A 21,655-nucleotide genomic window follows, 5' to 3' on the forward strand; every position below is an offset into this window, starting at 1 on the left:
CAGTTAAGCTCCGTATACTGGTTAGTTTTGTTCAAGGGCAGTGATTAAACGCTGATGAATACCTTCAAAACCACCATTACTCATAATTAAAATATGTTGTGACGGCGCACTATTGGCAACAACCTGAGTAATGATTTCCTCAGTGCTTTTCATGCAATGCATACCTGCTTTGTCTGCGTACTCTTTAAGTGACCAGCTTAAATTTTCTGGCTCAAATAAATACACATCATCTGCTGCATCGAGTGAATCAATCAGGGTTTGTTGATGCACGCCCATTTTCATGGTGTTTGAACGAGGCTCTAAAATAGCAATTATCTTCTCAGTGCCTACTTTTGCACGTAGCCCTGCTAAGGTCGTTTTAATTGCCGTTGGATGATGAGCAAAATCGTCATACACTTTTATTGAGTTAACGTCGGCTTTAAGCTCCATACGGCGCTTAGGTGAGATAAACTCAGCTAATCCTGCAATACTGACTGATACCGCGATGCCTACGTGTCTGGCTGCTGCAATGGCCATAATGGCATTTTTGACATTGTGCTCGCCCATAGCTTGCCAACTGACAACACCTTGCACTTGTGAATTTAGTAGCACTTCAAATTCACTACCATCAGCTTTAAGTAAGCGATAATCCCAATCACCCGCCAGTGTTTCGCTCTCGCTCCAAAGGCCGCGTTCAATCACATCTTGTAGTGCTTCGTCTTGGCTTGGCCAAATCACTTTGCCACTACAGGGTAATGTACGCATCAAGTGGTGAAATTGTTTCTTTATCGCGTTTAAATCTTCAAAAATATCAGCATGATCAAATTCAAGATTATTTAGAATTAAGGTGCGTGGTAAGTAATGAACAAATTTACTGCGTTTATCGAAAAACGCCGTGTCGTATTCGTCGGCTTCAATAACAAAAAATGGCGTTTCGCCAACACGAGCAGACACACCAAAGTTTTGTACTATACCACCAATTAAAAAGCCCGGTTTCATTCCTGCGTATTCTAGTAACCATGCCAGCATACTGGCTGTAGTCGTTTTGCCGTGTGTTCCGGCCACAGCCAACACCCAAGAGTTTTGCAGTAAATTATGCTTTAACCATTCTGGACCAGAAGTATAAGGCAAGCCTTTATCAAGAACGTATTCAACACAAGGGTTGCCTCGGCTCATAGCATTACCAATCACCACCATATCTGGCGCGGGTTCTAGTTGGGCAACGTCATAACCTTGGGTGAGTGTAATCCCTAGCTCTTCTAATTGCGTGCTCATCGGCGGGTACACATTTTGATCAGAGCCTGTCACTGTATGACCTAACGATTTAGCGATTGCGGCAATACCACCCATAAAGGTGCCACAAATTCCAAGAATGTGAATATGCATCTACTGTCCTGAGCAAAATGAATAAGAGATAAGTAAGGCGTTATAATGCCAAATATAAGCTTTACTTACCATTACTACACGGCATTAGAGTATTGCCAAATAGCCAACATAAAAAAACACCTCAACTTGAGGTGTTTTTTAATTAAGTTTAAAGCCTATTTTACAGCATTAAGAATGCAAACAAACCGACACCTAATAGTAAGCGATAGATAACAAATGGCATCATGCCCATGCGCTCAATCACTTTCAAGAAAAAGAAAATACATGCATAAGCCGATACAAATGATAAACCTGCGCCTAATAGAATTGCATGCCAATCAATCGCCTCGCCCGCTGTAGCCAACTGATACACATAATATGAACCAGCTGCAGCAATAACTGGAATTGACATTAAAAACGAAAAACGTGCGGCGCTTTGCTTGTTTAGACCCAACATTAAGCCCACAGTAATGGTAATACCTGAACGGGATGTGCCAGGAAATACCATAGCGAGCACTTGCGAGAAGCCTAATAAAAGCGCACTGAAAAAGTTTACTTGGTAAATATTCTTAACTTGCTTTGCTTTTACATCGGCATACCAAAGTAACAAACCAAATACGATGGTTGAAGTAGCAATAACCCAGGCATTACGCGAGTAGCTTTCCACAAAATCTTTAAATAAATAACCAATTAATAATGCTGGAATGGTCGCAACAATAATCCACCAGCCTAAACGACTATCATCGGTTGCGCCTTGTGAACCAAACGATTTAAACCACGCACCGAGAATATCCACCACTTCTTTACGAAAATACAGTACCACAGCACCTAGCGTACCTACGTGTACCGCAACATCAAATGCCAAGCCTTGGTCGTGCCAACCTAAAACTTGTGAGGGTAAAATTAAATGTGCTGAGCTCGAAATAGGTAAAAACTCAGTCAATCCTTGAATTAAGGCTAAAACAATTATCTCAATAATACTCATGGGTTAGAAAACTCCACCTTCCATAGTTTTTGTTGTGGGTTGTTATAATTATTCCATAACTCAGCCAAAGTTAGCTTAGCTACGGGGTGATAAAAATCGGGAGCAATTTCAGCTAGAGGCTGCAATACAAACGCATTTTTGGTTATTTCATCCCGCGGTAATTGCGCAGGCGAATCACAGATAATGTCATCATAAAACAATAAATCAAGGTCTAATGTGCGAGGACTAAACTTTTTATCCTCACGAGTGCGGCCATTATCAAGCTCAATTTTTTTCAGTAGTTTACATAGTTCAGCTAATGGCATATCTGTTTTTGCTGCGACCACTGAATTATAAAAATTACTACCTGCAAACCCCACCGCTTCACTTTCATAAACAGACGAATGTATAAAGTCTGGAAAGTGAGGCTTTAAGGCAATAAGCGCTTGTCGAAGATAATGCTCTTTATTGACATTAGAGCCTAAGCTTATAAAAATTTGCGCCATGGTTAGTTTGCCTTACGACGGGTGATCTCAACTCCCACAGTTTGCGCTTGTGGCACTGCGGCTGGTTTACTAACACGTATAGTGACTTGGTTAGTAGCAAACTCAGCTAAAATAATGGCAGCTAATTGCTCAACTAAAGTTTCAAGTAACTCAACTGGTTTTGCCGTTGTGTGTTCAATCACTCGCTCACTCACTTTGGCGTAATCAAGTGCTAAATTTATATCATCAGTTGCCGCTGCGGCAGAAATATCACATAACATTTCGATATCAAAATACAGGCTTTGTTTACTTTCTTTTTCAAAATCATACACGCCAATAATGGTGTCTACATGTAGTTGTGATATATATACCTTGTCCATTGATACTCCAAGTGACATGAATATTAAAACAACTCCTCATACTAAACGCTTATTGATAACAATAATGCGCTATATAAGCTGTCATACTGTTTTAATATATAAAAATTACCCCTACAATAACGGATAGATGCATTGCAATAAGGTGCTTACATTCTACTCGATGAGAGCGGCAGATGGTTTTGCCGCCAATGATAGCCCAAAAGTGCAGATTAAAAAATAAGGAAGCGCGTGTTAGAAGTTTTAATGTTAGTTTTAGCTTACATACTGGGATCGGTCTCTTCCGCTATCCTTGTATCACGGCTGTTTAAACTACCAGACCCACGCAGTCATGGATCGAATAACCCTGGTGCTACAAATGTTTATCGCCTTGGTGGAAAAGTCCCCGCTGTTTTAGTTCTTGTCTTTGATATTTTAAAAGGAACCATCCCTGTCTGGGGTGCCTACTTTTTAAAAATAGACCCGCTAATGCTAGGTTTAATTGGTGTAGCAGCCTGTTTAGGGCATATGTATCCGCTGTTTTTTAGCTTTAAAGGTGGTAAGGCTGTCGCGACCGCTTTTGGCACGTTATTACCCATTGGTTTATCGCTAGGTGGGATGCTGATCGCAACCTGGCTCATAATTATTGCTATCACACGTTATTCATCACTTGCGGCACTGGTTACGGTTTCATTAGCACCTCTTTATACTTGGTGGATAAAACCTTTGTATACCTTGCCAGTTACCTTTTTAACCGTGTTGATAATTTTCCGTCACAGAGCAAATATTACTCGCTTGATGGCGGGGGAAGAGCCTAAAGTAGGGGCTAAGAAAAAAGCCCCAGAGCAGGAATAGTGTTATAAATTAAAGTGCTTCGAGTGAATCAATAGGCCAGCGCGGCTTTGTTTTCATATCAAGGCTAGCAAACTGACCTGCTTTCAAACGCTGCATACCAGCATAAGCAATCATAGCGCCGTTATCTGTACAAAACTCTGTGCGTGGGTAATAAACGCGCCCTTTCATGCCTTGCATTACTCGTTCAAGTTGCGCACGCAATTGCACGTTTGCACTTACACCACCGGCAATCACTAAACGTTTGATACCTGTTTGCTTTAATGCACGCTTACATTTAATGATTAGAGTATCTATTACCGCTGTTTGGAATGCATGAGCAATATCAGCTTTGGTTTGCTCGTCATCATCGCTATCACGAATCGCAAGAGACGCTGCTGTTTTTAAGCCACTGAAGCTAAAATCTAAGCCTGGTTTATCAGTCATCGGACGTGGGAATACAAAACGCTCAGGCGTACCTTGCTCCGCAAGTTTTGCTAGACGTGGGCCACCAGGGTAATCAAGACCTAATAACTTCGCGGTTTTATCGAATGCTTCACCGGCAGCGTCATCAACTGACTCTCCCAGCACTTCGTATTCACCAATGCCAGATACTTTAACCATCATAGTATGACCGCCAGACACCAGTAGTGCGATAAACGGAAATTCCGGTTTGTCCTCTTCAAGCATTGGCGCAAGTAGGTGGCCTTCCATATGATGAACAGCAACAGCAGGAATATTCCAACCATAGGCCAATGAGCGACCAATAGAAGTTCCCACAAGGAGTGCACCAACAAGTCCAGGGCCTGCGGTGTAAGCAATGCCATCTAAGTCTTCTGGGCCACAACCAGCTTGTGCAAAAGCAGCATCAATCAAAGGTAAGGTTTTACGTACGTGATCGCGTGACGCAAGCTCAGGTACCACACCGCCGTAATCGGCATGCACTTTTACTTGGCTATACAGTTGATGTGCTAATAAGCCTTGTTCATCATCATAAATGGCAATACCCGTTTCATCACATGATGATTCAATACCTAAAATTCGCATCAATTACTCCGCCAAGAAAAAACAAACGCGTATTTTACAGTGAAAATACGCATTACTGAATATTAAATTGCAATACCTATGTTGGTTTGGCCGTCAGATACAGCAAGTTGCTTAAGCTCTTTTACGTTCTGGGAGGTAATTCGGCCCATTTGCTCTACAAAATCAATAAGCTCTGCAAGCACATCAATTTCATACTGCATTAAAGGGTGTTCACGAACAGCTTTGTTATCAGCAATTTCACCATCTACTGTTAGTTGATATTCAATAAAACGAGCCACTGAAGCCTGTGAAATTTTACTAATATTTAAAAACTCTTGTTCATCTTTAGCTATCAAACCGTGCAACATGCCAAGCAAAGCGGTTGCTGTATCGATTGCGGGATAAGTCCCGAACATGTCAAAGTCAGTAAGCTCTGGCACATTCGGCTCTATTTTTTCAATTTGCTTTTCAAGGCTAATCTTACTTTTTGGTAGTAAGATTTTTTCCCAGCAGACACTTAATGCGCTACGAAAAACCGCGGCATCACCAAACCCTGTTGCTTCACTAAATAAGCTGTAATTAGGCAGCATACGCTCAAGTAATGCGCCACCTAATACCGCTTTTTGCAAATAGTTTAATTCTCTAATACGTTGAAAATTATTCGCTTTTGTCATTCTTTACAGTCCCACAAGACCAACATATTTCAAATGTTGCTCCGTTAAGCTCATGACACTTAGGGCATACCCAGTCAGGAGCCGATTGTTTTAATTGCCGGTAGTTTAGCAATATTTCTTGCGCCTGGCGCTCTTTTAATGCGTAAACGAGTATATCGACCCCTGTTTGTTCAAATGGGATCTCTCCAAGCGCCCCTTGTAAAAGCTCACCTTGCAGTTGCGATTCGATCCCTTTACTTTTTAAAAGCCCTTTAATAATGTTGGCTTCTAAGCCATTTTCAGCCTGAAACACTTTCACCCAAGCGAATGGGTCCTGCTTAGCAGGTTGATTTAAATTATTGTTTTGCAAATCACTTCCCTTTTACTTTTCTATCTTTAAATCCTAAACTACGCTAGCAACTAACTTCGCTGCAATGCTTATTTCAAGGTAGCCACATGACTTTAACAACACCGGGACTGTTATTCCCAGCAATTTCTTTACTGTTACTTGCTTACACCAACCGTTTTTTGGTGCTTGCTCAGCTTATTCGAGAGCTCAATGCACGTGAAGGGGAAAGTATCCGCCCGTTAGTTGTTGCGCAAATTACCAATTTAAGAAAACGCATTAAACTCATTCGGGTGATGCAGGTTTATGGCGTAGCCTCTTTTCTGATGTGTACATTATCAATGTTTGCTTTATTTATTGAGTTTAATACCACAGGAATCATTTTATTTGGCATCAGCCTCGCTTGCTTAGCTTTGTCGCTTCTCACCTCTTTGTATGAGATCCACATTTCTTGTGATGCTATTGAAATCGAATTAAAGAATATCGAAAAAAAACCAGTTTCAGATAAGGCAGAGTAAATTTCTGCCTCTATACTTATTGTATGAGATACAACAATAAGTGGTGTTTTTGTGGATGATTTCTTATTTTCTGAAGAACAGTTAGAAGAAAATAATATAGAAACTGAAGAGCCTGAATACTGGCATATTCTTGTTGTTGATGATGAAGAAGATATCCATCAAGTTACGAAACTAGTATTAGCTGGCTTCACTTTCGAAAATAAAGGTCTGCGCTTTTATGACGCCTACTCTGCGGCGGAAGCAAAAGAGTTTTTAAAAAAAGATATTCCCTTTTCTGTTGCTCTAGTTGATGTGGTAATGGAAACCAACCATGCTGGTCTTGAGCTTATTCAATACATTCGCGATGAAATAGAAAACCACGATATTCGTTTAATTCTTCGCACAGGTCAGCCAGGTGAAGCCCCTGAAGAAGCGATTATCCGCGATTACGACATCAACGATTATAAAAACAAAACTGAGCTCACCGCGATTAAAATTAAAACCCTGCTCTACTCAGCCTTAAGAGCACACCGCGATATTCAAATTATAGACCGGCACAAGCATGGTCTTGAACAGATCATCAACGCGTCTGCTAACTTTTTAAAATGTGACAGTGTTCATGAATTTGCTTCAACAATTTTAAGCCATGTTACTAACGTGATGGGCATTAATGATACGCAAATTTATTGTGCTGCGGCCGTTAATCTACAATCGTCACCAGCAAAAGATTTTCAATTACTTGCAGCCTCAGGTGTAGGCCCCACACCACAGCAAAACACCATTCCTGATGAAGTAAAAAACTTATTTATAGATGCACATGAGCGAAAATCATCACTAAAAACAAGTAATGATTATATTGGTTACTTCCCTACCAAAGCCGGCCTTGAAACCATGCTTTATGTTCATAAAGGCAGTAAGTTACAGGCCACAGAACATCAACTGTTAGAGTTTTATGCCAACAATATCGCGCTTGCTTACGATAATTTAAAACTCAGAGAAATGGTAAAAGAGTCGCAAAAAGAGCTGTCGTACATTCTTGGAGAAGCAGTAGAAAAACGCTCTAAAGAAACCGGCTCTCACGTTAAACGTGTTGCTTTATATAGTGAATTACTTGCTCAGCTTTCAGAGCTTAACCCATTTCAATGTGAAATCATTAAGCTTGCTTCACCACTACATGACATTGGTAAAATAAGCATTCCAGACAGCATATTGAATAAACCTGGTAAACTCACTGATGATGAGTGGGAAATAATGAAAACCCATGCAGAAATCGGCTATGAAATATTAAAAAACTCAAGTAACGAGATATTGACATGCGGTGCTTTAATTTCTTACCAGCATCATGAAAAGTGGGATGGTTCAGGGTATCCGCAAGGTTTAATGGCAGACGATATTAATATAGTTGGCCGCATAACCGCCCTCGCCGATGTGTTTGACGCCCTTTGCAGCGACCGTTGTTATAAGAAGGCTTGGCCATTAGAAGAGGCGTTAACTCTCATAAAAGATCAGCGGGCGAAACATTTTGATCCAATTCTAGTCGACTTATTACTTGAAAATTTACCACTTTTCTTAGAGATTAAGGACCGTTATCCTGATTAGATGTAACTTTTCTGTAAAACACTTCCCAAAATAGGTACAATAATTTACTATGCCTACCGTGAAGTATAATAATATTGCCTGGACGTAAAAGGCTTACTTATAACAAGGGACTATTAAAGTGAGATTTGAACAACTTGAACAATTTGTGGCGCTCGGGCTGCTGAGGCATTTCCGACAAGCTGCAGAAAAAACCCAAATCAGCACTTCAGCGTTAACTCGCAGTATTCAGACGCTCGAAGATGAAATTGGTTATGAGCTCGTTACACGCTCTACACGCTCAGTTAAGTTAACCAAAGAAGGTGAACTTTTCCTTGAGTACGCTAAACAAACCCTCGACAACCTAGAAGAAACCAAAAAGCGTTTATTCGAATCTTTAAACGGTTGCACTAACGAAAAATTAGTTATTGGTTATACCAACAAAGCAAGCACGGTCGTGCCTGTTTCTTGCGGCCAATTTTTAGCGCAGTATCCGCATGTAAAAATCGAGATGCAACTACAAGAGCAAAGTGAACTTGTACGTAAACTGCAATTAGGTGAAATTGATATTAGCGTATGCTCGCAGGCAATGAACAGCATTGGTAGTGATATACATTTACCTGATCAACTGATTATTTTTGTAGCTAAAAACCACCCACTTGCGCATAAGAGCGACATTAGTAAACGCGATTTTGCTGACTATCCAATGTACAGCTGTTTTTCACAGTCTAAACAAGTGCAAGCTATGCTAAACGATGCTATCGAATCTTTTGATAAAACATCTAGCATCAAAGTAGGTAGTATTGAACAAGTAATGGATGGCCTTAAAAAGTCAAACCACATCGCAATAGCCAGTATTGAACACACAAATATTGTCTCTTCAGACCCAGATTTACTGTTATTGAAAACCAATAAAGGTATCGCACACGAGCAGCTTGTGATCCAAACAAATCAACAAATCAATGAGAATTCTCATGTTAGTCATTTACTTGACCTCATTGAAAAAACGGCGTTATCAAGCCAAAGCTAATAGCTATAATATATACTGCTAGCCTGTAATTGTTCAGGCTAGCCAATCCTCTTTATTTCTTCATTTTTTTACTGCATAAAAAGCGTGCATCGCAGAATTTTTCATATACACTTACGCACCTTTTTTTGATTGTGCACATGAATGACCGCACCGCTAATTACCGACACATACTTAGATGCTATTGAACGTACAGGATATGCTGTTGTTGAAAACGCGATTGATGAAAGCTTAATTGCTGATTTAATTGCAGATTGCTATCGCATTAACCCGCATTTTCATACCGCAGGTATTGGCCGATTAAACGACCAACAAATAGATAAAACTGTGCGTAAAGATAAAACCTTTTGGTTTGATAGCTCAAGCCAAGCACAAATTACTTATCTTGCGACCATGGAAGCGATAAAGACACAGCTAAACCGTGGCTTCTATTTAGGCTTATTTGACTATGAATGCCATTATGCAAAGTATCAAAAAGGTGACTTTTATAAAAAGCACTATGATGCCTTCAAAGGCCGTTCGAATCGCATTTTTACTACGGTTTGTTACTTAAATACGCCAGAGTCTGGCGGTGAATTGGTGATCTACAAACCAAAAAGTAAAGACATTGAAATTGTCATTAAACCTCAAGCGGGCTTATTGGTGATGTTTGAAAGCGAACGCTTTATGCATGAAGTATTACCCGCAAACGATGTACGCTACTCTATTGCGGGCTGGTTCAGAAAAAATGCCTCAATCAGCGGTATTATCGACCCACCAAGGTAATCAAAATGTCAGTGGCAAGGATGCTGCTATACCGATAAAAATCACTAGCCCTACATAATGGTTATTCAAAAATGCTTTGAAACAAGGATCTCGCTCTCGTTTATGAATAAGCATTTGTTGATAAAGTAAAAAACCAACCGCTGCAGCTAAGCCCAGCCAATAAGGCAAGCCAAGGTGATTACTCATACCTATGTAAGCAAGAATCGTAATAAACAAGGCATTGAGTAAAAAGATGATGTGTCTGTCATAGCTGGCAAACAAGATTGCCGTTGATTTAACGCCAATCTTTAAATCATCATCTCTATCAACCATGGCATACATAGTGTCATAAGCCACAGTCCACACAAGATTCGCGGTAAATAGGAGCCATGCTTCTAATGGTACTGAGCCAATTGATGCCATATAGGCCATTGGAATAGCCCAACTGAATGCAGCACCAAGCACAACTTGCGGTAATTGCGTGTAGCGTTTCATAAAGGGATAACAAAACGCCAGTGTTAAGGCACCAAACGACAGTAATATCGTTGACCACCCTAGTGTTAATACTAAACCAAAGGCCACCACAATAAGCAGTACAAATAAGCTCAGAGCTTCACCACTTGATACCAAACCTGCTGCCAGCGGTCGCTGGGCTGTGCGCTTAACAGAGCCATCTATTTTACGATCGGCAAAGTCATTAATTACACAGCCGGCACTACGCATCACAAAGACGCCCAAACTAAAAACCACAAAATTTAATAAGCTCGGTGTGCCAAGCTCAGCAAGCCACAGCGCCCAATAAGTTGGCCATAATAGCAACAAGGTGCCAATTGGCTTATCGGTACGCATTAACTGTTTATAGTAAGGTATATGTGCGACCTTAAGTGCAGCTAGCTTCATAGGTAAATATACGCTCCAGGTAAGAATACTTCAGCCACGAGAAAATGAGCATTAGATAAGCTAAAAACACTGCGTCTTCCCCACAATGGTTGTGAAGAGAAGCCGATTTCAGATGTTAAAGCTTGGATAGCGTGCTGCTGTGAAAATTCAGCAACTTCTATTTCTGTGCGCGATAAGCTTGGGTCTTGAAAAATAACATCACCAAGCGGCCTTGTTCCCATACTTAGTAACTGCTGCTTTTTTAATGTATCATCTGCCGGCAACCAGCTTTGTGCATACACCATTGGTTTACCATCGCATAGAAGTAACACTTCGCGGTTTAAAGCCTGACTTAGAGAGGTATTGAGTAACGCTTGTTGCTCGCAGGTTAGGTCAAAGGGTGCTTCGTTTAAAACTTCAACTGAAAAGGCCTGACAGTGACTTTTAAGCTTGGCTGTTAATGACCCAGCTTCAAGCAACCAACTTTTCTGTTGTTGCGTCAAATCTGGAAATGCTGAAGCAGGCTGCCAATTTGCAGCTAATGAAACTGGGAATGTGATCACAACGACTCATTATTTTTAAAAACCGTGCAAATGATATCACTGCTGCACGTTTCGAAAAAGTCATGATTTAATCTCAAGCAGGGTTAAAAAACGCAGAACAGCCTGTATCTTAAGTGAATTTGGGTATAGACTAAAAATCATTGAAAGGGTGGAATATTCTTAACTATGAAAAAATCATTGTTATCAATTTACTTGATAAGCATGCTACTTGTTACTGCAACAAGTTGGTCTGTACGCGCTGAATCAAATGTTGGCTACTTTGGTTTTGAGCCTGACATCATCACAAACTACATAGGTCAAGGTAATAAAAAGCTTGGCTATGTTCGTATAACGGTGGATCTCATGCTCAATGATCTATCTGATATCGCAATCGTAGAACATCACACTCCACTATTGCGTGATGCGATTGTTGAAATACTCTCAAAAGAGCCTGAAGAAAACATTAAATCGCTTACCGGTCGCGAAGAAATCAGAAAGCGCTGCACCGAAAAGCTAAAAGCACTGCTAAAACAAGAAACAGGACAAGAGATTGTCCGAGAAGTGTTATTTACTAAGTATTTATATCATTAATTGTAAGATGGCGGCATTAGCCGCCATTTTTATTTACGCGATTATTTTCGTGAAAGCAGCTTGTCTGACACGGCATAAGCCATACCAGCCAATAACCCCGCTAAATGCGCCCAGTTCGCCATACTCACAGGCAACATATCTACAAAGCCTAGAATAAGCCATACCAGCATAAAACCGACAATGCTATTACTTACTAGTGGCGGCTCTGTTGGCCTCATTACGCTGTAGATCCAACAAAAACCCAGTAAACCATACACAACGCCGCTTAAACCACCAAAGTTAGGCCCAACTACTAAAAACTGTGCCCAGTTACTAATGAATGCCGTCACTAAAAATAAACCCACTAAGGTTATTTTGCCACTGCGTTTTTCTATATCGTTACCCAGCGTCATCCACCAGATCAAATTAAAAATAAGATGAATAGCGCTAAAATGCACAATGGCAGGTGTAAACCAAGTTAGTGGCTGTGCAGGGTTGAACTGCAACATACTGTAAATAGTTTCAAAACCACCTAATAAGAAGGCAATAAATATTGCTATCGAGACTAAAGTAACTGTACGGTTTAGCCAGCTTAATGCCTTAAAGCGAGCTTTTAAATTAAGGGATTGCCCTTGATATGACAGAGGCGATTGTGTACTGCCTACCTGCCATGAAGCTTGTTGGTATTTTTCGTCATGAGGGTTAGCAGCAAACTCCTGCCAAAGTGGTTGAGCTTGATGAAAGTGCTCTGGAGCAACACAAATAATCACAGTTTGTCCATCTTGCGAGCGCAGCTCTCCATGTAAGCCCTTACTTTTTATGTAATCTATAAAGCCTTGTGCGGCGCGAGGGTTATTTATGCTACCCAACTCAATCATCGTTCAATGTGCTCCGGAAGTTGCGTTTGCCAAGCTGTAAAGCCACCATCCATGCTGTATACGTCTTCAAACCCCTGCTCTACTAAATAGCTCGCAGCACCTTGAGAACTCACACCATGATAGCAAACGATGATGATTGGCTGATCAAACTCTTTATGCATCATAAATTCGCTGATATTAGCATTTGATAAATGCTCAGCGCCTGGGATATGCCCAGTTTGAAATGAGTTAGGATCGCGAATATCAGCAATCACAACCTCTTCTTTATCTAACAGCGCAAATGTTTCGCTCACTGAAATATGTTTATACGACATAGTACTCTCTAAACTAAAAAGGCGGCCAAAGCCGCCTTATCAAATTACTCGGTATTAATCCCAGTTGAGGATTACTTTACCTGATTGGCCTGAAATCATTGTATCAAAGCCTGCTTGGAAGTCATCCACGGAGAACTGGTGAGTGATAATTGGTTTCAGATCAAGACCTGACTGAATTAGACTCGCCATCTTGTACCAAGTTTCAAACATTTCACGGCCGTAAATACCTTTAATAATTAGACCTTTGAAAATAACCTGGTTCCAATCAACCGCCATATCTGAAGGTGGAATACCTAACATGGCAATTTTACCGCCGTGATTCATGTTGTTTAGCATGCTGTTAAATGCAACTGGCACACCTGACATTTCAAGACCAATATCAAAGCCTTCGGTCATGCCAAGCTCTTTCATTACATCTTCAAGCTTTTCAGTTGCTACGTTTACAGCACGAGTCGCGCCCATTTTACGTGCTAAATCTAAGCGGTATTCGTTTACATCGGTGATAACCACATGACGTGCACCAACATGTTTGGCAACAGCAGCAGCCATGATACCAATAGGACCAGCACCTGTGATTAATACGTCTTCACCTACTAAGTCAAACGACAACGCTGTGTGCACTGCATTACCGAATGGGTCAAAGATTGATGCTAGTTCATCAGGAATGTTATCTGGAATTTTAAATGCGTTGAAAGCTGGGATAACAAGGTATTCAGCAAATGCACCTTCGCGGTTTACACCAACACCAGTTGTATTACGGCATAAATGCACTCGACCAGCGCGACAGTTACGACAGTGACCACAGGTAATATGACCTTCGCCAGAAACACGGTCACCCACTTGGAAACCACGGACTTCCTGACCCATATCAACCACTTCACCTACATATTCGTGACCAACAACCATTGGCGTAGGAATTGTATTTTGTGCCCACTCATCCCATTTATAAATATGGACATCCGTTCCACAAATTGCTGTTTTGCGGATTTTAATAAGCAGATCGTTATGGCCAACTTCAGGTTTTGGCGCATCAGTCATCCAGATCCCTGGTTCTGCTTTTAATTTAGATAATGCTTTCATGATTTATACTCAATTAAACAAAACCGAAGCAAAAGCTTCGGTTTAGGAAATAAAATTAGATAACACCCATTTCTTTACCAATACGGGTAAAGGCAGCAATAGCGGTATCTAATTGCTCTTTTGTATGCGCCGCAGAAATTTGCGTACGAATACGTGCTTGGCCTTTTGGTACTACAGGGAATGAGAAACCTGTTACGTAAATACCTTCAGCAAGTAATTTGTCAGCCATGGCTGAGGCAACTTTAGCATCGCCTAACATGACAGGGATAATAGCGTGGTCTTTACCTGCACAGGTAAATCCTGCTGCTTCCATTTGTTCACGGAAATACTTTGCGTTATCCCAAAGCTTAGCGCGTAATTCGCCGCCATTGCTTAGCATCTCAAGTACTTTAATTGATGCAGTAACAATTGATGGTGCAAGTGAGTTTGAGAAAAGGTATGGACGAGAGCGTTGGCGTAACCACTCAACAATTTCTTTTTTACCTGAAGTGTAACCACCTGATGCGCCACCAAGTGCTTTACCAAGGGTACCTGTGATGATATCAACACGGTCTAGTACACCGCAGTACTCTGGCGTACCTTTACCATTTTCACCAACAAAACCAACCGCGTGAGAGTCATCAACCATCACTAATGCATCATATTTATCAGCTAGGTCACAAACCGCTTCTAGATTACAAATTACGCCGTCCATTGAGAAAACACCGTCAGTGGCGATTAGCTTAGTTTTAGCACCCGCTTCATCAGCAGCAATAAGTTGTTTTTCAAGGTCGCTCATGTCGTTATTTGCATAGCGGAAACGCTTTGCTTTACAAAGACGCACACCGTCAATGATCGAAGCGTGGTTTAGCGCGTCAGAGATGATTGCATCATCTGGGCCTAAGATTGTTTCGAATAAACCTGCGTTGGCATCAAAACATGATGAGTAAAGAATAGTGTCTTCGGTTTCTAAGAACTCAGAGATCTTTTGCTCTAAAGTTTTATGAATATCTTGAGTACCACAAATAAAGCGTACAGACGCAACACCAAAACCATGATCGTCAAGGCCTTGTTGAGCTGCTTTAATTAACTCTGGGCTATTTGCTAAGCCAAGGTAGTTATTAGCACAAAAGTTAATGACCTTATCACCAGAGGCAACTTCAATTTGAGCCTGTTGCTGTGACGTGATAACACGCTCGCTTTTGTATAAGCCTTCAGCTTTCACTTCATCAATTTGCTGCTGCAACTGATTAAAAAACGCAGATGCTCTCATCTGTAATCTCCACATATTCTTGTATCTAACCAGAAATGATTAGCATGACATTAAATTTTGCGCCTATTGTAAAAGCTTAGACGAACAATTGCACTGTTTGCAGTTCGTCGCAGACCTTAAGGCTTGCGAAATAAAACTGGTCTTACCTGCTAAGACTGTAAAACTAAAGCAGGTAACTCAGCTAAAGACTCACAGACTACATCGGCGTGTTGTTCTGTTGACTCGGCATAACTTTGCCCTGAGCGAACTAAAACTCGGGTCGCGATGTTGGCTCTTTCAGCGGCAATAAGGTCACCAAGTTTATCGCCAACCATAATGCTGTGTGATGGGTCTATTTGATGCTCATCAATGGCTTGTAAAAGCATACCTGGGGCAGGCTTGCGACAATTACATTCTTGCAAATAGGCAGGCTCAGCTTTGCTTGGATGATGCGGACAAAAATAGACATCAAGAATAGTAACGCCATGGCGTAAAAATTCGCTCTTCATCCACTCAGTGAGGTTGTAAAAATCTTGCTCTGAATAATAACCACGGCCAATACCTGACTGGTTAGTTACCACCACAATTTTATAGCCCGCATCAGTAAAGGCTTTGCACGCCTCAAATACACCGGGTACAAATTCAAACTCTTCTGGTTTGTATACATAGCCATGATCAATATTGACCACACCATCACGGTCTAAAAATAAAACTTTGCTCATTACAATTGCTCTTTATCTACCACGTGGTCAAACATCGAAATCACCTTTTCAACACTTATTTGCGCCATTAAATCAGCCCCTTTAACGCGTGTTCCCCAAGGTAGCTCTTGCGCTGTTTTGCCTGTTTGCTCACGTAAATTTTGGTGATAAACCTCAACAACATAATCTTGATATAAATAAGGCCCTGTGCGTTTTGGGTTTGAGTGGGCATACAAACCAATAACAGGCGTTCCTACCGTTACAGCCATGTGTGCAGGCCCAGTATCAGGAGCTAGCACTAACGCCGCACATTTCAAAACACATAACAGTTCTTTTAGTTGGGTTTTCCCTACTAAGTTAAGCACAGGTGCCGAACTCTGCGCGATAATTTGCTCGGCAAGTTCAATTTCTAAAGGAGTTGGACCGCCAGTTATAACTACCGAAAAGCCTTGTTGATGAGCATGTTCAGCAAGTGCAGCATAACGCTCGGGTAACCAATTACGCTCTTTTTTACTTGCCGCAGGCGAGATAACAAAAATACGCCCGGCTAAACGTTCTTCACCTAATAGCGCATCGGCTGCTTGTTGGTGCTGCTCGGTAATTGGCATTTGCCATTGAGGTTTGTAATCAGGCGACCCAATTGCTTGAGCAAAACCTTTAAAGCCTTCTAATACATGCGCCTCTGATTGCGGGGCAATACGCTTATTAATAAACAAGCTATGTAACTCTTTTGAGCGCGCCCAATCAAACCCCACTTTGACTTTTGCCGGAATACAGCGGGCAGCTAGATTCGCTCTTAGTGCGACTTGCATATGTAAGAGCACATCAAATTTACGCCCCTTGAACGTATCTTTTAGTTGCTGATAAGCCTGTTTGCCCTGCTTTTTATCGAATACAACAAACTCAACACCTGGTAAATCAGCCAGTAACATGGCCTCAACTTTACCAATCACCCAGGTAATTTTTGCCTTCGGATGTGCCTTTTGAATTGCTTGCACTGCTGATACGGCATGACATACATCACCAATAGCCGAAAGCCTTAAAATACAAATATCTGAATAGGAGGTTGATTGAGTCACGTGCGCCCTTAGCTACAGCAAATAATATGCGATCTTAAATTAACTTGATGCTAATGCAAGCACTTATGCGAAAAGCTAAAAATACGGTAAGATAGCGCTTATTTTATTTAATCTTGAAGTTGTTATGTTTGAAACTCAGCATCTGCAGAACACCACCCTTTTGTGTCACCCAGCTTATAAAGATGAGCTCACGCAACAGTGGTTCGATGCCAATTATTGGCAACAACAAGATAAAATCGTTGGAGCAAAAAAAGGTCGCGCAACAGCATGGTTTTTTAAACATCAACAGCTTACAGGCGTTCTTCGCCACTATTGGCGTGGTGGTTTAATAGGTAAGTTGCTGAGCGATCAGTACTTATATTTTGGTTTAAAGCAAACTCGTGTTTATAAAGAGTTTACACTGATGATCCGCTTACTTGAGCTTGGCCTAAACGTGCCGACACCTATTGCGGCAAAAGTGACCACCCGTGGCTTAATCTATCGCGGCGATATCATTACCGAAGCTGTAACTGGCGCAAAAAGCGTGTTAGATATTTTAATCACGCGCCCACTTAGCCAGTCTGAGCTAAAAGCGATAGCAGTGACTCTCAGCGAGTTTCACAATCATGGCGTCTATCACGCAGATTTAAACATTAATAACATCTTGTTCGATGATACAGGTAAGGTGTTTATCATTGACTTTGACCGCGGTGAAATCAAACAGCCACATGCTAGCTGGCAAACAGAGAACATTAAGCGCCTTGCCCGTTCGTTTGCAAAAGAGCAAGGCCGTAATGAAGTGATGCATTGGCAACAAAGTGATTGGCAGTCACTGGTGTGTGACTACCAAGAATTGCTTAAGACTTAATTTTGCTAATTACGTTTGATGTTGAGCACCCATTAAGAAACTCAAGTACTTCGACTTTGCCGCCATGGCGTAATACATGATCGGCACCAGCAATTTGGTCAACGGTGTAATCACCGCCTTTAACCAGTACATCAGGGCTAATTTGCTCAATAAGCTTAGCTGGCGTGTCATTTTCTTCAATGCTGCCAAATGGAATAACCCAATCAACTGACGCTAGCGCACTTAATACCATGGCACGTTCATCCAGCGGATTAATTGGTCTTTCTGGGCCTTTTAAACGAGAGATTGATTCGTCATTATTTAAGCCAACAACCAGCCTGTCTCCTCGTGCTTTTGCCTGTGCTAGGTAGCGCACATGACCTGCGTGAAGAATGTCAAAACAGCCATTAGTGAACACTATTTTTTCACCATTTTGCTTAGCAAACTCAATGTGCTGAAGCACATCTTCAAACGGCGTTTGGTAATGCTCGCCAGTTTGCTGTAAATATTGACCAAGCTTACGGCTCAACTCTTCTGGCGACACGGTTGCGGCACCCAGTTTACTCACCGCAATTCCGGCAGCAAGGTTGGCAATTTCAACGGCATCTTTTGCAGCCATACCCGCACCAAGCATCACTGCTAATGTTGCAATTACAGTATCGCCGGCACCAGTAACATCGCTAACTTCTAGCTGCTGGGCTGCAAAATCATGTTTTTCTGCTTGGCTGATTAACGACATACCCTGCTCTGAGCGCGTTAACAACATAGCAGTGATGCCCGCTTCACTAATTAACTTACGAGCGCTGTCTGTCAAGTTTTGCTCAGAGTCCGTCAAACCACCAGCAAGCTTAAATTCGTTTAAGTTAGGGGTTATGTAATCGGCACCACGATACAAGCTTAAATCAGATGATTTAGGATCAATAAGAACCGTTTTACCTGCTTTCTTTGCAACCTGAACCATTTGTTGAATTAAGCTCAGTGAGCCTTTGTTGTAATCAGAAAACAACACAAAATCGTAGTCATCTAAAACCAGCTCTAAACGATTTAACAACAATTGGCTGTGTTGCTCAGTAAAGCTCTCTTCAAGGTCTAAACGCACAACTTGCTGATGACGGCTGATTACTCGCATTTTAGAAATAGTCGGTAAATCGCAAACACTGACTAATTGCGAATCAATTTTCTCTGAACTTAAAATTGTTTCGAGGATTTGCCCACTTTCATCTTCACCAACTAATCCTAGTAGGCCCACTCTACCATCTAAACGGGCAATATTTTTTGCGACGTTTGCTGCACCACCAGCTTTGTCTTCAAATTTACTGACTTTTACAACAGGTACAGGGGCTTCAGGTGAAATACGCCCTGAGTCGCCATGCCAGTACCTATCTAGCATGACATCACCAACGACCAAAATACGTGCCTTTGAAAGGTTCTTTAGTAACGCTAAATCCATTACTTTTGCTCCGCTACAACCATATCGATGGCTTCGCATAGCCAATGCCCGATAAACATATGCGCTTCTTGGATACGCGCGGTTTCATCATTTTTAATAATAATAGGTAGCTTAGCGATATCTTTTACCTTGCCACCATCTCGGCCAGTTAATGCCACAGTAAAGGCGCCGATTTCATTTGCCGCTGCCAGTGCAAGATTGATGTTAGGACTAGTGCCTGAGGTGGTTAAGCCAATCACCAAATCTTCAGGTTTACATAACGCCTGCACTTGGCGCTCAAATACAGTATCAAAATGATAGTCGTTACTGTGAGCGGTTAAAATTGAGGTGTCTGTTGTTAATGCGATAGAAGCAAGTGGGCCACGTTCCAATTTATAACGCACAACAAACTCTGCAGCTAAATGCTGCGCATCAGCCGCGCTACCACCATTACCAAACCAAATAACCTTACCACCTGCTTGCAAAGCACTGTGGCAAGCTTCGAGTAGTTGCATTACTTCAGGGTGGTAGGTTTCCATCGTTTCAAACAACATTTGATGACGATTTAAACTTTCGAGGTAGCTTGCCGCTACAGAATCAAGATTAGACATAAATATTCCTTAAAAGTATTAACGGCTTGCTTACCAAAAATAGGCAACAGATAACCAAGTATAGTTATCGCCAAATACATCTTCACCATAGGTAAGAGTTGTCTCTAGTGTATGCTCATTTAATAGACGTGTATTACTTAGTTGAAGTTCAACGGCACGTTCATAATCGCCAGTCGTTTGACCCCACTCATTTAAATAGTTACTTTCATTCTCTATCAATGTTAGCTTACTGCGCCAGAATGAACGGTAGCTTTCACTATAAGTTAACTCCATGCTATGCACTTGTGTGGGAGGCGCATCAGCGTAAACTCTCGCAACGCTATTGGCATGTAAGTCAGTATATCGCTGATCAGCCGCATAGTGACCGGTTACAAAACCACCAACCGTATTACCATATGCAGGGTAAATTTCATTGACGTACCACAAGCTGTGCATATTGGTATATTCATACCTAAGCGACATCTCATTACTCAGCTTTGGTAAGAAGAAACCAAAATTACTAACAGTATTACCAAATTGGTAGTTCTTATGATTTTTTGTGTCTTCACCACCATATTCAAAGTAAAGCTCAACTGGCATTCCCCAATTAAAATTCACAGTGCTGGTAATTGTTACGTATTGATCACCTAACTCATTATCTTTACTACCAGTAAGGCCTGAGTTGTCATTACCTGCCGGATCAAAAAATGCGTCCACCACATCACCAGCATCTACTTTACGAGGACCACCGCCAAACTGCATCATTCGATTAAGACCCAGCTTCCAACCATCAAGTGGCTCAATACTAAAATGCGTTCCTGCAAGCTTTGGTGTACCACTATGAAGTTCACCTTGATATAGAATACCATTATCAACATGTTCTAACTCTGAATAATACAATTCAAAATCAAAATTCCACCAGTTATGAGCAGGCTTTACCATGCCAATCGAAATAGAGGGTGCAGTTTTAGCATTGGTAGAAATGATTTGCGCAGAATGCTTAAACGGCGAGAACCAGTGTTCTTTATAACCAAGATTTAACTGCAAATCTTCACCGGCAAAACTGATAAACGAATTGTAATTTACAAACTTATTTGCTTTGGCTCGATAATCAACACCAACTTGTACTAACGTGTAGTCATTGGCACGCCAAATACCTTCGAAAAAGCCTTGTCCCCACTCATCAGAGCTGAGTCCGCGTTGGTTAGCAATTTTCATTGAATTATCTGTATCCACTTGTAATTTTACACCGACACGAGTCACTGCATCATTACTTTGATAGGGTTTGATTTTAAAGCGAATAGCGGCTGCTAACTCTGGCTTTTCCTTTTCAAGCACCAAAAGCGCTTTCTCGACTTCTGCTAAACGATAGGGTTTAGCCATAGGTGTGCCAAAGGTTAGTGCAAACAAAGTATCTAATTGATGATCTAGCTGTGCATCCATGCCAATAGGTAAGTAGGCGGTTGGTGTTGCAAATAAAGGCATTGAGCAACAAAAAAAAGCACCAATTACCGTGGCTTTTATCATTTTAAATTTCATAACTGCTTCGTTGATTTCTTAAGTAACCGAAATATTACCAAATATGCCACTGCGAAACACTCAAAACTCTCATTGATAACCCTTTTTAACATTTTATATTTAGATCGAGTATGTTCCACGCTATCATAACGTTTTACCCATTTAGGCTA

25 protein-coding genes are annotated in these 21,655 nt (G+C 41.3%); 7 read left to right on the forward strand and 18 right to left on the reverse strand.

The window, feature by feature from the left end; translation table 11 throughout:
• Window positions 1-21 precede the first annotated feature (21 nt).
• The 4 genes from mpl to folB all read right to left on the reverse strand — a co-directional run bounded on the left by mpl (window position 22) and on the right by folB (window position 3,173).
• Window positions 22-1,365, reverse strand: coding sequence for a UDP-N-acetylmuramate:L-alanyl-gamma-D-glutamyl-meso-diaminopimelate ligase (gene mpl, locus WA256_RS08150; protein ID WP_063529487.1), 1,344 nt, complete (start codon window positions 1,363-1,365; stop codon window positions 22-24).
• A gap of 160 nt (window positions 1,366-1,525) precedes the next feature.
• Window positions 1,526-2,329: an undecaprenyl-diphosphate phosphatase gene (locus WA256_RS08155; protein WP_054560951.1), complete on the reverse strand. Its 804-nt coding sequence runs from the start codon at window positions 2,327-2,329 to the stop codon at window positions 1,526-1,528.
• A complete protein-coding gene (folK, locus tag WA256_RS08160) occupies window positions 2,326-2,814 on the reverse strand; it encodes a 2-amino-4-hydroxy-6-hydroxymethyldihydropteridine diphosphokinase (RefSeq protein ID WP_054560952.1) in 489 nt (162 codons plus the stop codon). Before folK ends, WA256_RS08155 begins: the two co-directional genes overlap by 4 nt.
• A gap of 2 nt (window positions 2,815-2,816) precedes the next feature.
• On the reverse strand, window positions 2,817-3,173 hold the full coding sequence (folB, locus tag WA256_RS08165) for a dihydroneopterin aldolase (RefSeq protein WP_055021570.1): 357 nt from the start codon (window positions 3,171-3,173) through the stop codon (window positions 2,817-2,819).
• Between the two features lie 228 nt (window positions 3,174-3,401).
• On the opposite strand from folB, the gene plsY reads away from it, so the two are divergent.
• Window positions 3,402-4,004, forward strand: coding sequence for a glycerol-3-phosphate 1-O-acyltransferase PlsY (gene plsY, locus WA256_RS08170; RefSeq protein ID WP_063527714.1), 603 nt, complete (start codon window positions 3,402-3,404; stop codon window positions 4,002-4,004).
• 9 nt (window positions 4,005-4,013) lie between these two features.
• Here plsY and tsaD read toward each other — a convergent pair whose 3' ends face one another.
• The 3 genes from tsaD to WA256_RS08185 form a co-directional block, all read right to left on the reverse strand.
• Window positions 4,014-5,027: a tRNA (adenosine(37)-N6)-threonylcarbamoyltransferase complex transferase subunit TsaD gene (gene tsaD, locus WA256_RS08175; RefSeq protein ID WP_054560954.1), complete on the reverse strand. Its 1,014-nt coding sequence runs from the start codon at window positions 5,025-5,027 to the stop codon at window positions 4,014-4,016.
• Window positions 5,028-5,089: 62 nt separating this feature from the next.
• Window positions 5,090-5,680, reverse strand: a complete 591-nt coding sequence (locus tag WA256_RS08180) for a YjaG family protein (RefSeq protein WP_058585822.1) — start codon at window positions 5,678-5,680, stop codon at window positions 5,090-5,092.
• Entirely contained in the window at window positions 5,664-6,029 is a 366-nt protein-coding gene (locus tag WA256_RS08185; RefSeq protein ID WP_055198283.1) for a putative signal transducing protein, read from the reverse strand. The genes WA256_RS08180 and WA256_RS08185 overlap by 17 nt, the downstream gene beginning before the upstream one ends.
• A gap of 86 nt (window positions 6,030-6,115) precedes the next feature.
• Between WA256_RS08185 and WA256_RS08190 the strand changes: the two genes are divergently transcribed.
• The 4 genes from WA256_RS08190 to WA256_RS08205 all read left to right on the forward strand — a co-directional run bounded on the left by WA256_RS08190 (window position 6,116) and on the right by WA256_RS08205 (window position 9,869).
• The gene (locus WA256_RS08190) at window positions 6,116-6,523 is read left to right on the forward strand and encodes a DUF2721 domain-containing protein (protein WP_054560956.1); all 408 of its coding nucleotides are present in this window, start codon (window positions 6,116-6,118) and stop codon (window positions 6,521-6,523) included.
• Between the two features lie 51 nt (window positions 6,524-6,574).
• Window positions 6,575-8,101 carry a response regulator gene (locus WA256_RS08195; protein WP_058585823.1) on the forward strand — a complete coding sequence of 509 codons (1,527 nt, stop codon included), beginning with the start codon at window positions 6,575-6,577 and terminating at the stop codon, window positions 8,099-8,101.
• A 118-nt stretch (window positions 8,102-8,219) separates the two neighbouring features.
• Window positions 8,220-9,107 carry a LysR family transcriptional regulator gene (locus tag WA256_RS08200; RefSeq protein ID WP_063527716.1) on the forward strand — a complete coding sequence of 296 codons (888 nt, stop codon included), beginning with the start codon at window positions 8,220-8,222 and terminating at the stop codon, window positions 9,105-9,107.
• Window positions 9,108-9,248: 141 nt separating this feature from the next.
• Window positions 9,249-9,869, forward strand: a complete 621-nt coding sequence (locus WA256_RS08205) for a 2OG-Fe(II) oxygenase (RefSeq protein WP_063527717.1) — start codon at window positions 9,249-9,251, stop codon at window positions 9,867-9,869.
• On the opposite strand, the gene ubiA is transcribed toward WA256_RS08205, so the two are convergent.
• Both ubiA and WA256_RS08215 read right to left on the reverse strand, forming a co-directional pair.
• The gene (ubiA, locus tag WA256_RS08210) at window positions 9,870-10,748 is read right to left on the reverse strand and encodes a 4-hydroxybenzoate octaprenyltransferase (RefSeq protein WP_063527718.1); all 879 of its coding nucleotides are present in this window, start codon (window positions 10,746-10,748) and stop codon (window positions 9,870-9,872) included.
• A complete protein-coding gene (locus tag WA256_RS08215; RefSeq protein ID WP_063527719.1) occupies window positions 10,745-11,290 on the reverse strand; it encodes a chorismate--pyruvate lyase family protein in 546 nt (181 codons plus the stop codon). The genes ubiA and WA256_RS08215 overlap by 4 nt, the downstream gene beginning before the upstream one ends.
• A gap of 201 nt (window positions 11,291-11,491) precedes the next feature.
• Between WA256_RS08215 and WA256_RS08220 the strand changes: the two genes are divergently transcribed.
• Window positions 11,492-11,860 (forward strand): flagellar basal body-associated protein FliL, encoded by a 369-nt coding sequence (locus tag WA256_RS08220; protein ID WP_371351978.1) that lies wholly within the window; start codon window positions 11,492-11,494, stop codon window positions 11,858-11,860.
• A 41-nt stretch (window positions 11,861-11,901) separates the two neighbouring features.
• Here the strand turns inward: WA256_RS08220 and glpG are convergent, their stop codons facing one another.
• From glpG to WA256_RS08250, 6 genes are all read right to left on the reverse strand, one after another.
• The gene (gene glpG, locus WA256_RS08225; RefSeq protein ID WP_062566430.1) at window positions 11,902-12,717 is read right to left on the reverse strand and encodes a rhomboid family intramembrane serine protease GlpG; all 816 of its coding nucleotides are present in this window, start codon (window positions 12,715-12,717) and stop codon (window positions 11,902-11,904) included.
• Window positions 12,714-13,031 (reverse strand): thiosulfate sulfurtransferase GlpE, encoded by a 318-nt coding sequence (glpE, locus tag WA256_RS08230; protein WP_054560963.1) that lies wholly within the window; start codon window positions 13,029-13,031, stop codon window positions 12,714-12,716. The genes glpG and glpE overlap by 4 nt, the downstream gene beginning before the upstream one ends.
• Before the next feature lie 54 nt (window positions 13,032-13,085).
• Window positions 13,086-14,111 carry an L-threonine 3-dehydrogenase gene (tdh, locus tag WA256_RS08235; protein ID WP_054551064.1) on the reverse strand — a complete coding sequence of 342 codons (1,026 nt, stop codon included), beginning with the start codon at window positions 14,109-14,111 and terminating at the stop codon, window positions 13,086-13,088.
• A gap of 55 nt (window positions 14,112-14,166) precedes the next feature.
• Window positions 14,167-15,363: a glycine C-acetyltransferase gene (locus tag WA256_RS08240; RefSeq protein ID WP_054560964.1), complete on the reverse strand. Its 1,197-nt coding sequence runs from the start codon at window positions 15,361-15,363 to the stop codon at window positions 14,167-14,169.
• A 149-nt stretch (window positions 15,364-15,512) separates the two neighbouring features.
• Window positions 15,513-16,064: a D-glycero-beta-D-manno-heptose 1,7-bisphosphate 7-phosphatase gene (gene gmhB, locus WA256_RS08245; protein ID WP_130166226.1), complete on the reverse strand. Its 552-nt coding sequence runs from the start codon at window positions 16,062-16,064 to the stop codon at window positions 15,513-15,515.
• Window positions 16,064-17,122, reverse strand: a complete 1,059-nt coding sequence (locus WA256_RS08250) for a glycosyltransferase family 9 protein (RefSeq protein WP_335990422.1) — start codon at window positions 17,120-17,122, stop codon at window positions 16,064-16,066. The genes gmhB and WA256_RS08250 overlap by 1 nt, the downstream gene beginning before the upstream one ends.
• A gap of 124 nt (window positions 17,123-17,246) precedes the next feature.
• Here WA256_RS08250 and WA256_RS08255 point away from each other — a divergent pair, with 124 nt between their 5' ends.
• Window positions 17,247-17,969: a 3-deoxy-D-manno-octulosonic acid kinase gene (locus WA256_RS08255; protein WP_335990424.1), complete on the forward strand. Its 723-nt coding sequence runs from the start codon at window positions 17,247-17,249 to the stop codon at window positions 17,967-17,969.
• On the opposite strand, the gene hldE is transcribed toward WA256_RS08255, so the two are convergent.
• From hldE to WA256_RS08270, 3 genes are read right to left on the reverse strand one after another with little or no spacing between them, the layout of a single operon-like run.
• Window positions 17,959-19,398 (reverse strand): bifunctional D-glycero-beta-D-manno-heptose-7-phosphate kinase/D-glycero-beta-D-manno-heptose 1-phosphate adenylyltransferase HldE, encoded by a 1,440-nt coding sequence (hldE, locus tag WA256_RS08260; protein WP_335990426.1) that lies wholly within the window; start codon window positions 19,396-19,398, stop codon window positions 17,959-17,961. The genes WA256_RS08255 and hldE overlap by 11 nt on opposite strands.
• Entirely contained in the window at window positions 19,398-19,988 is a 591-nt protein-coding gene (locus tag WA256_RS08265) for a D-sedoheptulose-7-phosphate isomerase (protein WP_054560969.1), read from the reverse strand. Before WA256_RS08265 ends, hldE begins: the two co-directional genes overlap by 1 nt.
• Before the next feature lie 30 nt (window positions 19,989-20,018).
• Window positions 20,019-21,506 carry a capsule assembly Wzi family protein gene (locus WA256_RS08270; protein WP_335990430.1) on the reverse strand — a complete coding sequence of 496 codons (1,488 nt, stop codon included), beginning with the start codon at window positions 21,504-21,506 and terminating at the stop codon, window positions 20,019-20,021.
• Window positions 21,507-21,655 lie beyond the last annotated feature (149 nt).

Origin of the sequence: Pseudoalteromonas sp. CH_XMU1449-3, from assembly GCF_037027245.1 — a bacterium.
GTDB lineage: Bacteria > Pseudomonadota > Gammaproteobacteria > Enterobacterales > Alteromonadaceae > Pseudoalteromonas > Pseudoalteromonas shioyasakiensis.

Coding starts and splice junctions, on each gene's coding strand:
- folB (WP_055021570.1), bottom strand. CDS start 3,173: ATGGACAAGGTATATATATCACAACTACATGTAGACACCATTATTGGC.
- tsaD (WP_054560954.1), bottom strand. CDS start 5,027: ATGCGAATTTTAGGTATTGAATCATCATGTGATGAAACGGGTATTGCC.
- WA256_RS08155 (WP_054560951.1), bottom strand. CDS start 2,329: ATGAGTATTATTGAGATAATTGTTTTAGCCTTAATTCAAGGATTGACT.
- glpG (WP_062566430.1), bottom strand. CDS start 12,717: ATGATTGAGTTGGGTAGCATAAATAACCCTCGCGCCGCACAAGGCTTT.
- tdh (WP_054551064.1), bottom strand. CDS start 14,111: ATGAAAGCATTATCTAAATTAAAAGCAGAACCAGGGATCTGGATGACT.
- WA256_RS08255 (WP_335990424.1), top strand. CDS start 17,247: ATGTTTGAAACTCAGCATCTGCAGAACACCACCCTTTTGTGTCACCCA.
- WA256_RS08190 (WP_054560956.1), top strand. CDS start 6,116: ATGACTTTAACAACACCGGGACTGTTATTCCCAGCAATTTCTTTACTG.
- WA256_RS08220 (WP_371351978.1), top strand. CDS start 11,492: ATGCTACTTGTTACTGCAACAAGTTGGTCTGTACGCGCTGAATCAAAT.
- WA256_RS08205 (WP_063527717.1), top strand. CDS start 9,249: ATGACCGCACCGCTAATTACCGACACATACTTAGATGCTATTGAACGT.
- mpl (WP_063529487.1), bottom strand. CDS start 1,365: ATGCATATTCACATTCTTGGAATTTGTGGCACCTTTATGGGTGGTATT.
- ubiA (WP_063527718.1), bottom strand. CDS start 10,748: ATGAAGCTAGCTGCACTTAAGGTCGCACATATACCTTACTATAAACAG.
- glpE (WP_054560963.1), bottom strand. CDS start 13,031: ATGTCGTATAAACATATTTCAGTGAGCGAAACATTTGCGCTGTTAGAT.
- WA256_RS08240 (WP_054560964.1), bottom strand. CDS start 15,363: ATGAGAGCATCTGCGTTTTTTAATCAGTTGCAGCAGCAAATTGATGAA.
- WA256_RS08270 (WP_335990430.1), bottom strand. CDS start 21,506: ATGAAATTTAAAATGATAAAAGCCACGGTAATTGGTGCTTTTTTTTGT.
- gmhB (WP_130166226.1), bottom strand. CDS start 16,064: ATGAGCAAAGTTTTATTTTTAGACCGTGATGGTGTGGTCAATATTGAT.
- WA256_RS08180 (WP_058585822.1), bottom strand. CDS start 5,680: ATGACAAAAGCGAATAATTTTCAACGTATTAGAGAATTAAACTATTTG.
- folK (WP_054560952.1), bottom strand. CDS start 2,814: ATGGCGCAAATTTTTATAAGCTTAGGCTCTAATGTCAATAAAGAGCAT.
- hldE (WP_335990426.1), bottom strand. CDS start 19,398: ATGGATTTAGCGTTACTAAAGAACCTTTCAAAGGCACGTATTTTGGTC.
- WA256_RS08265 (WP_054560969.1), bottom strand. CDS start 19,988: ATGTCTAATCTTGATTCTGTAGCGGCAAGCTACCTCGAAAGTTTAAAT.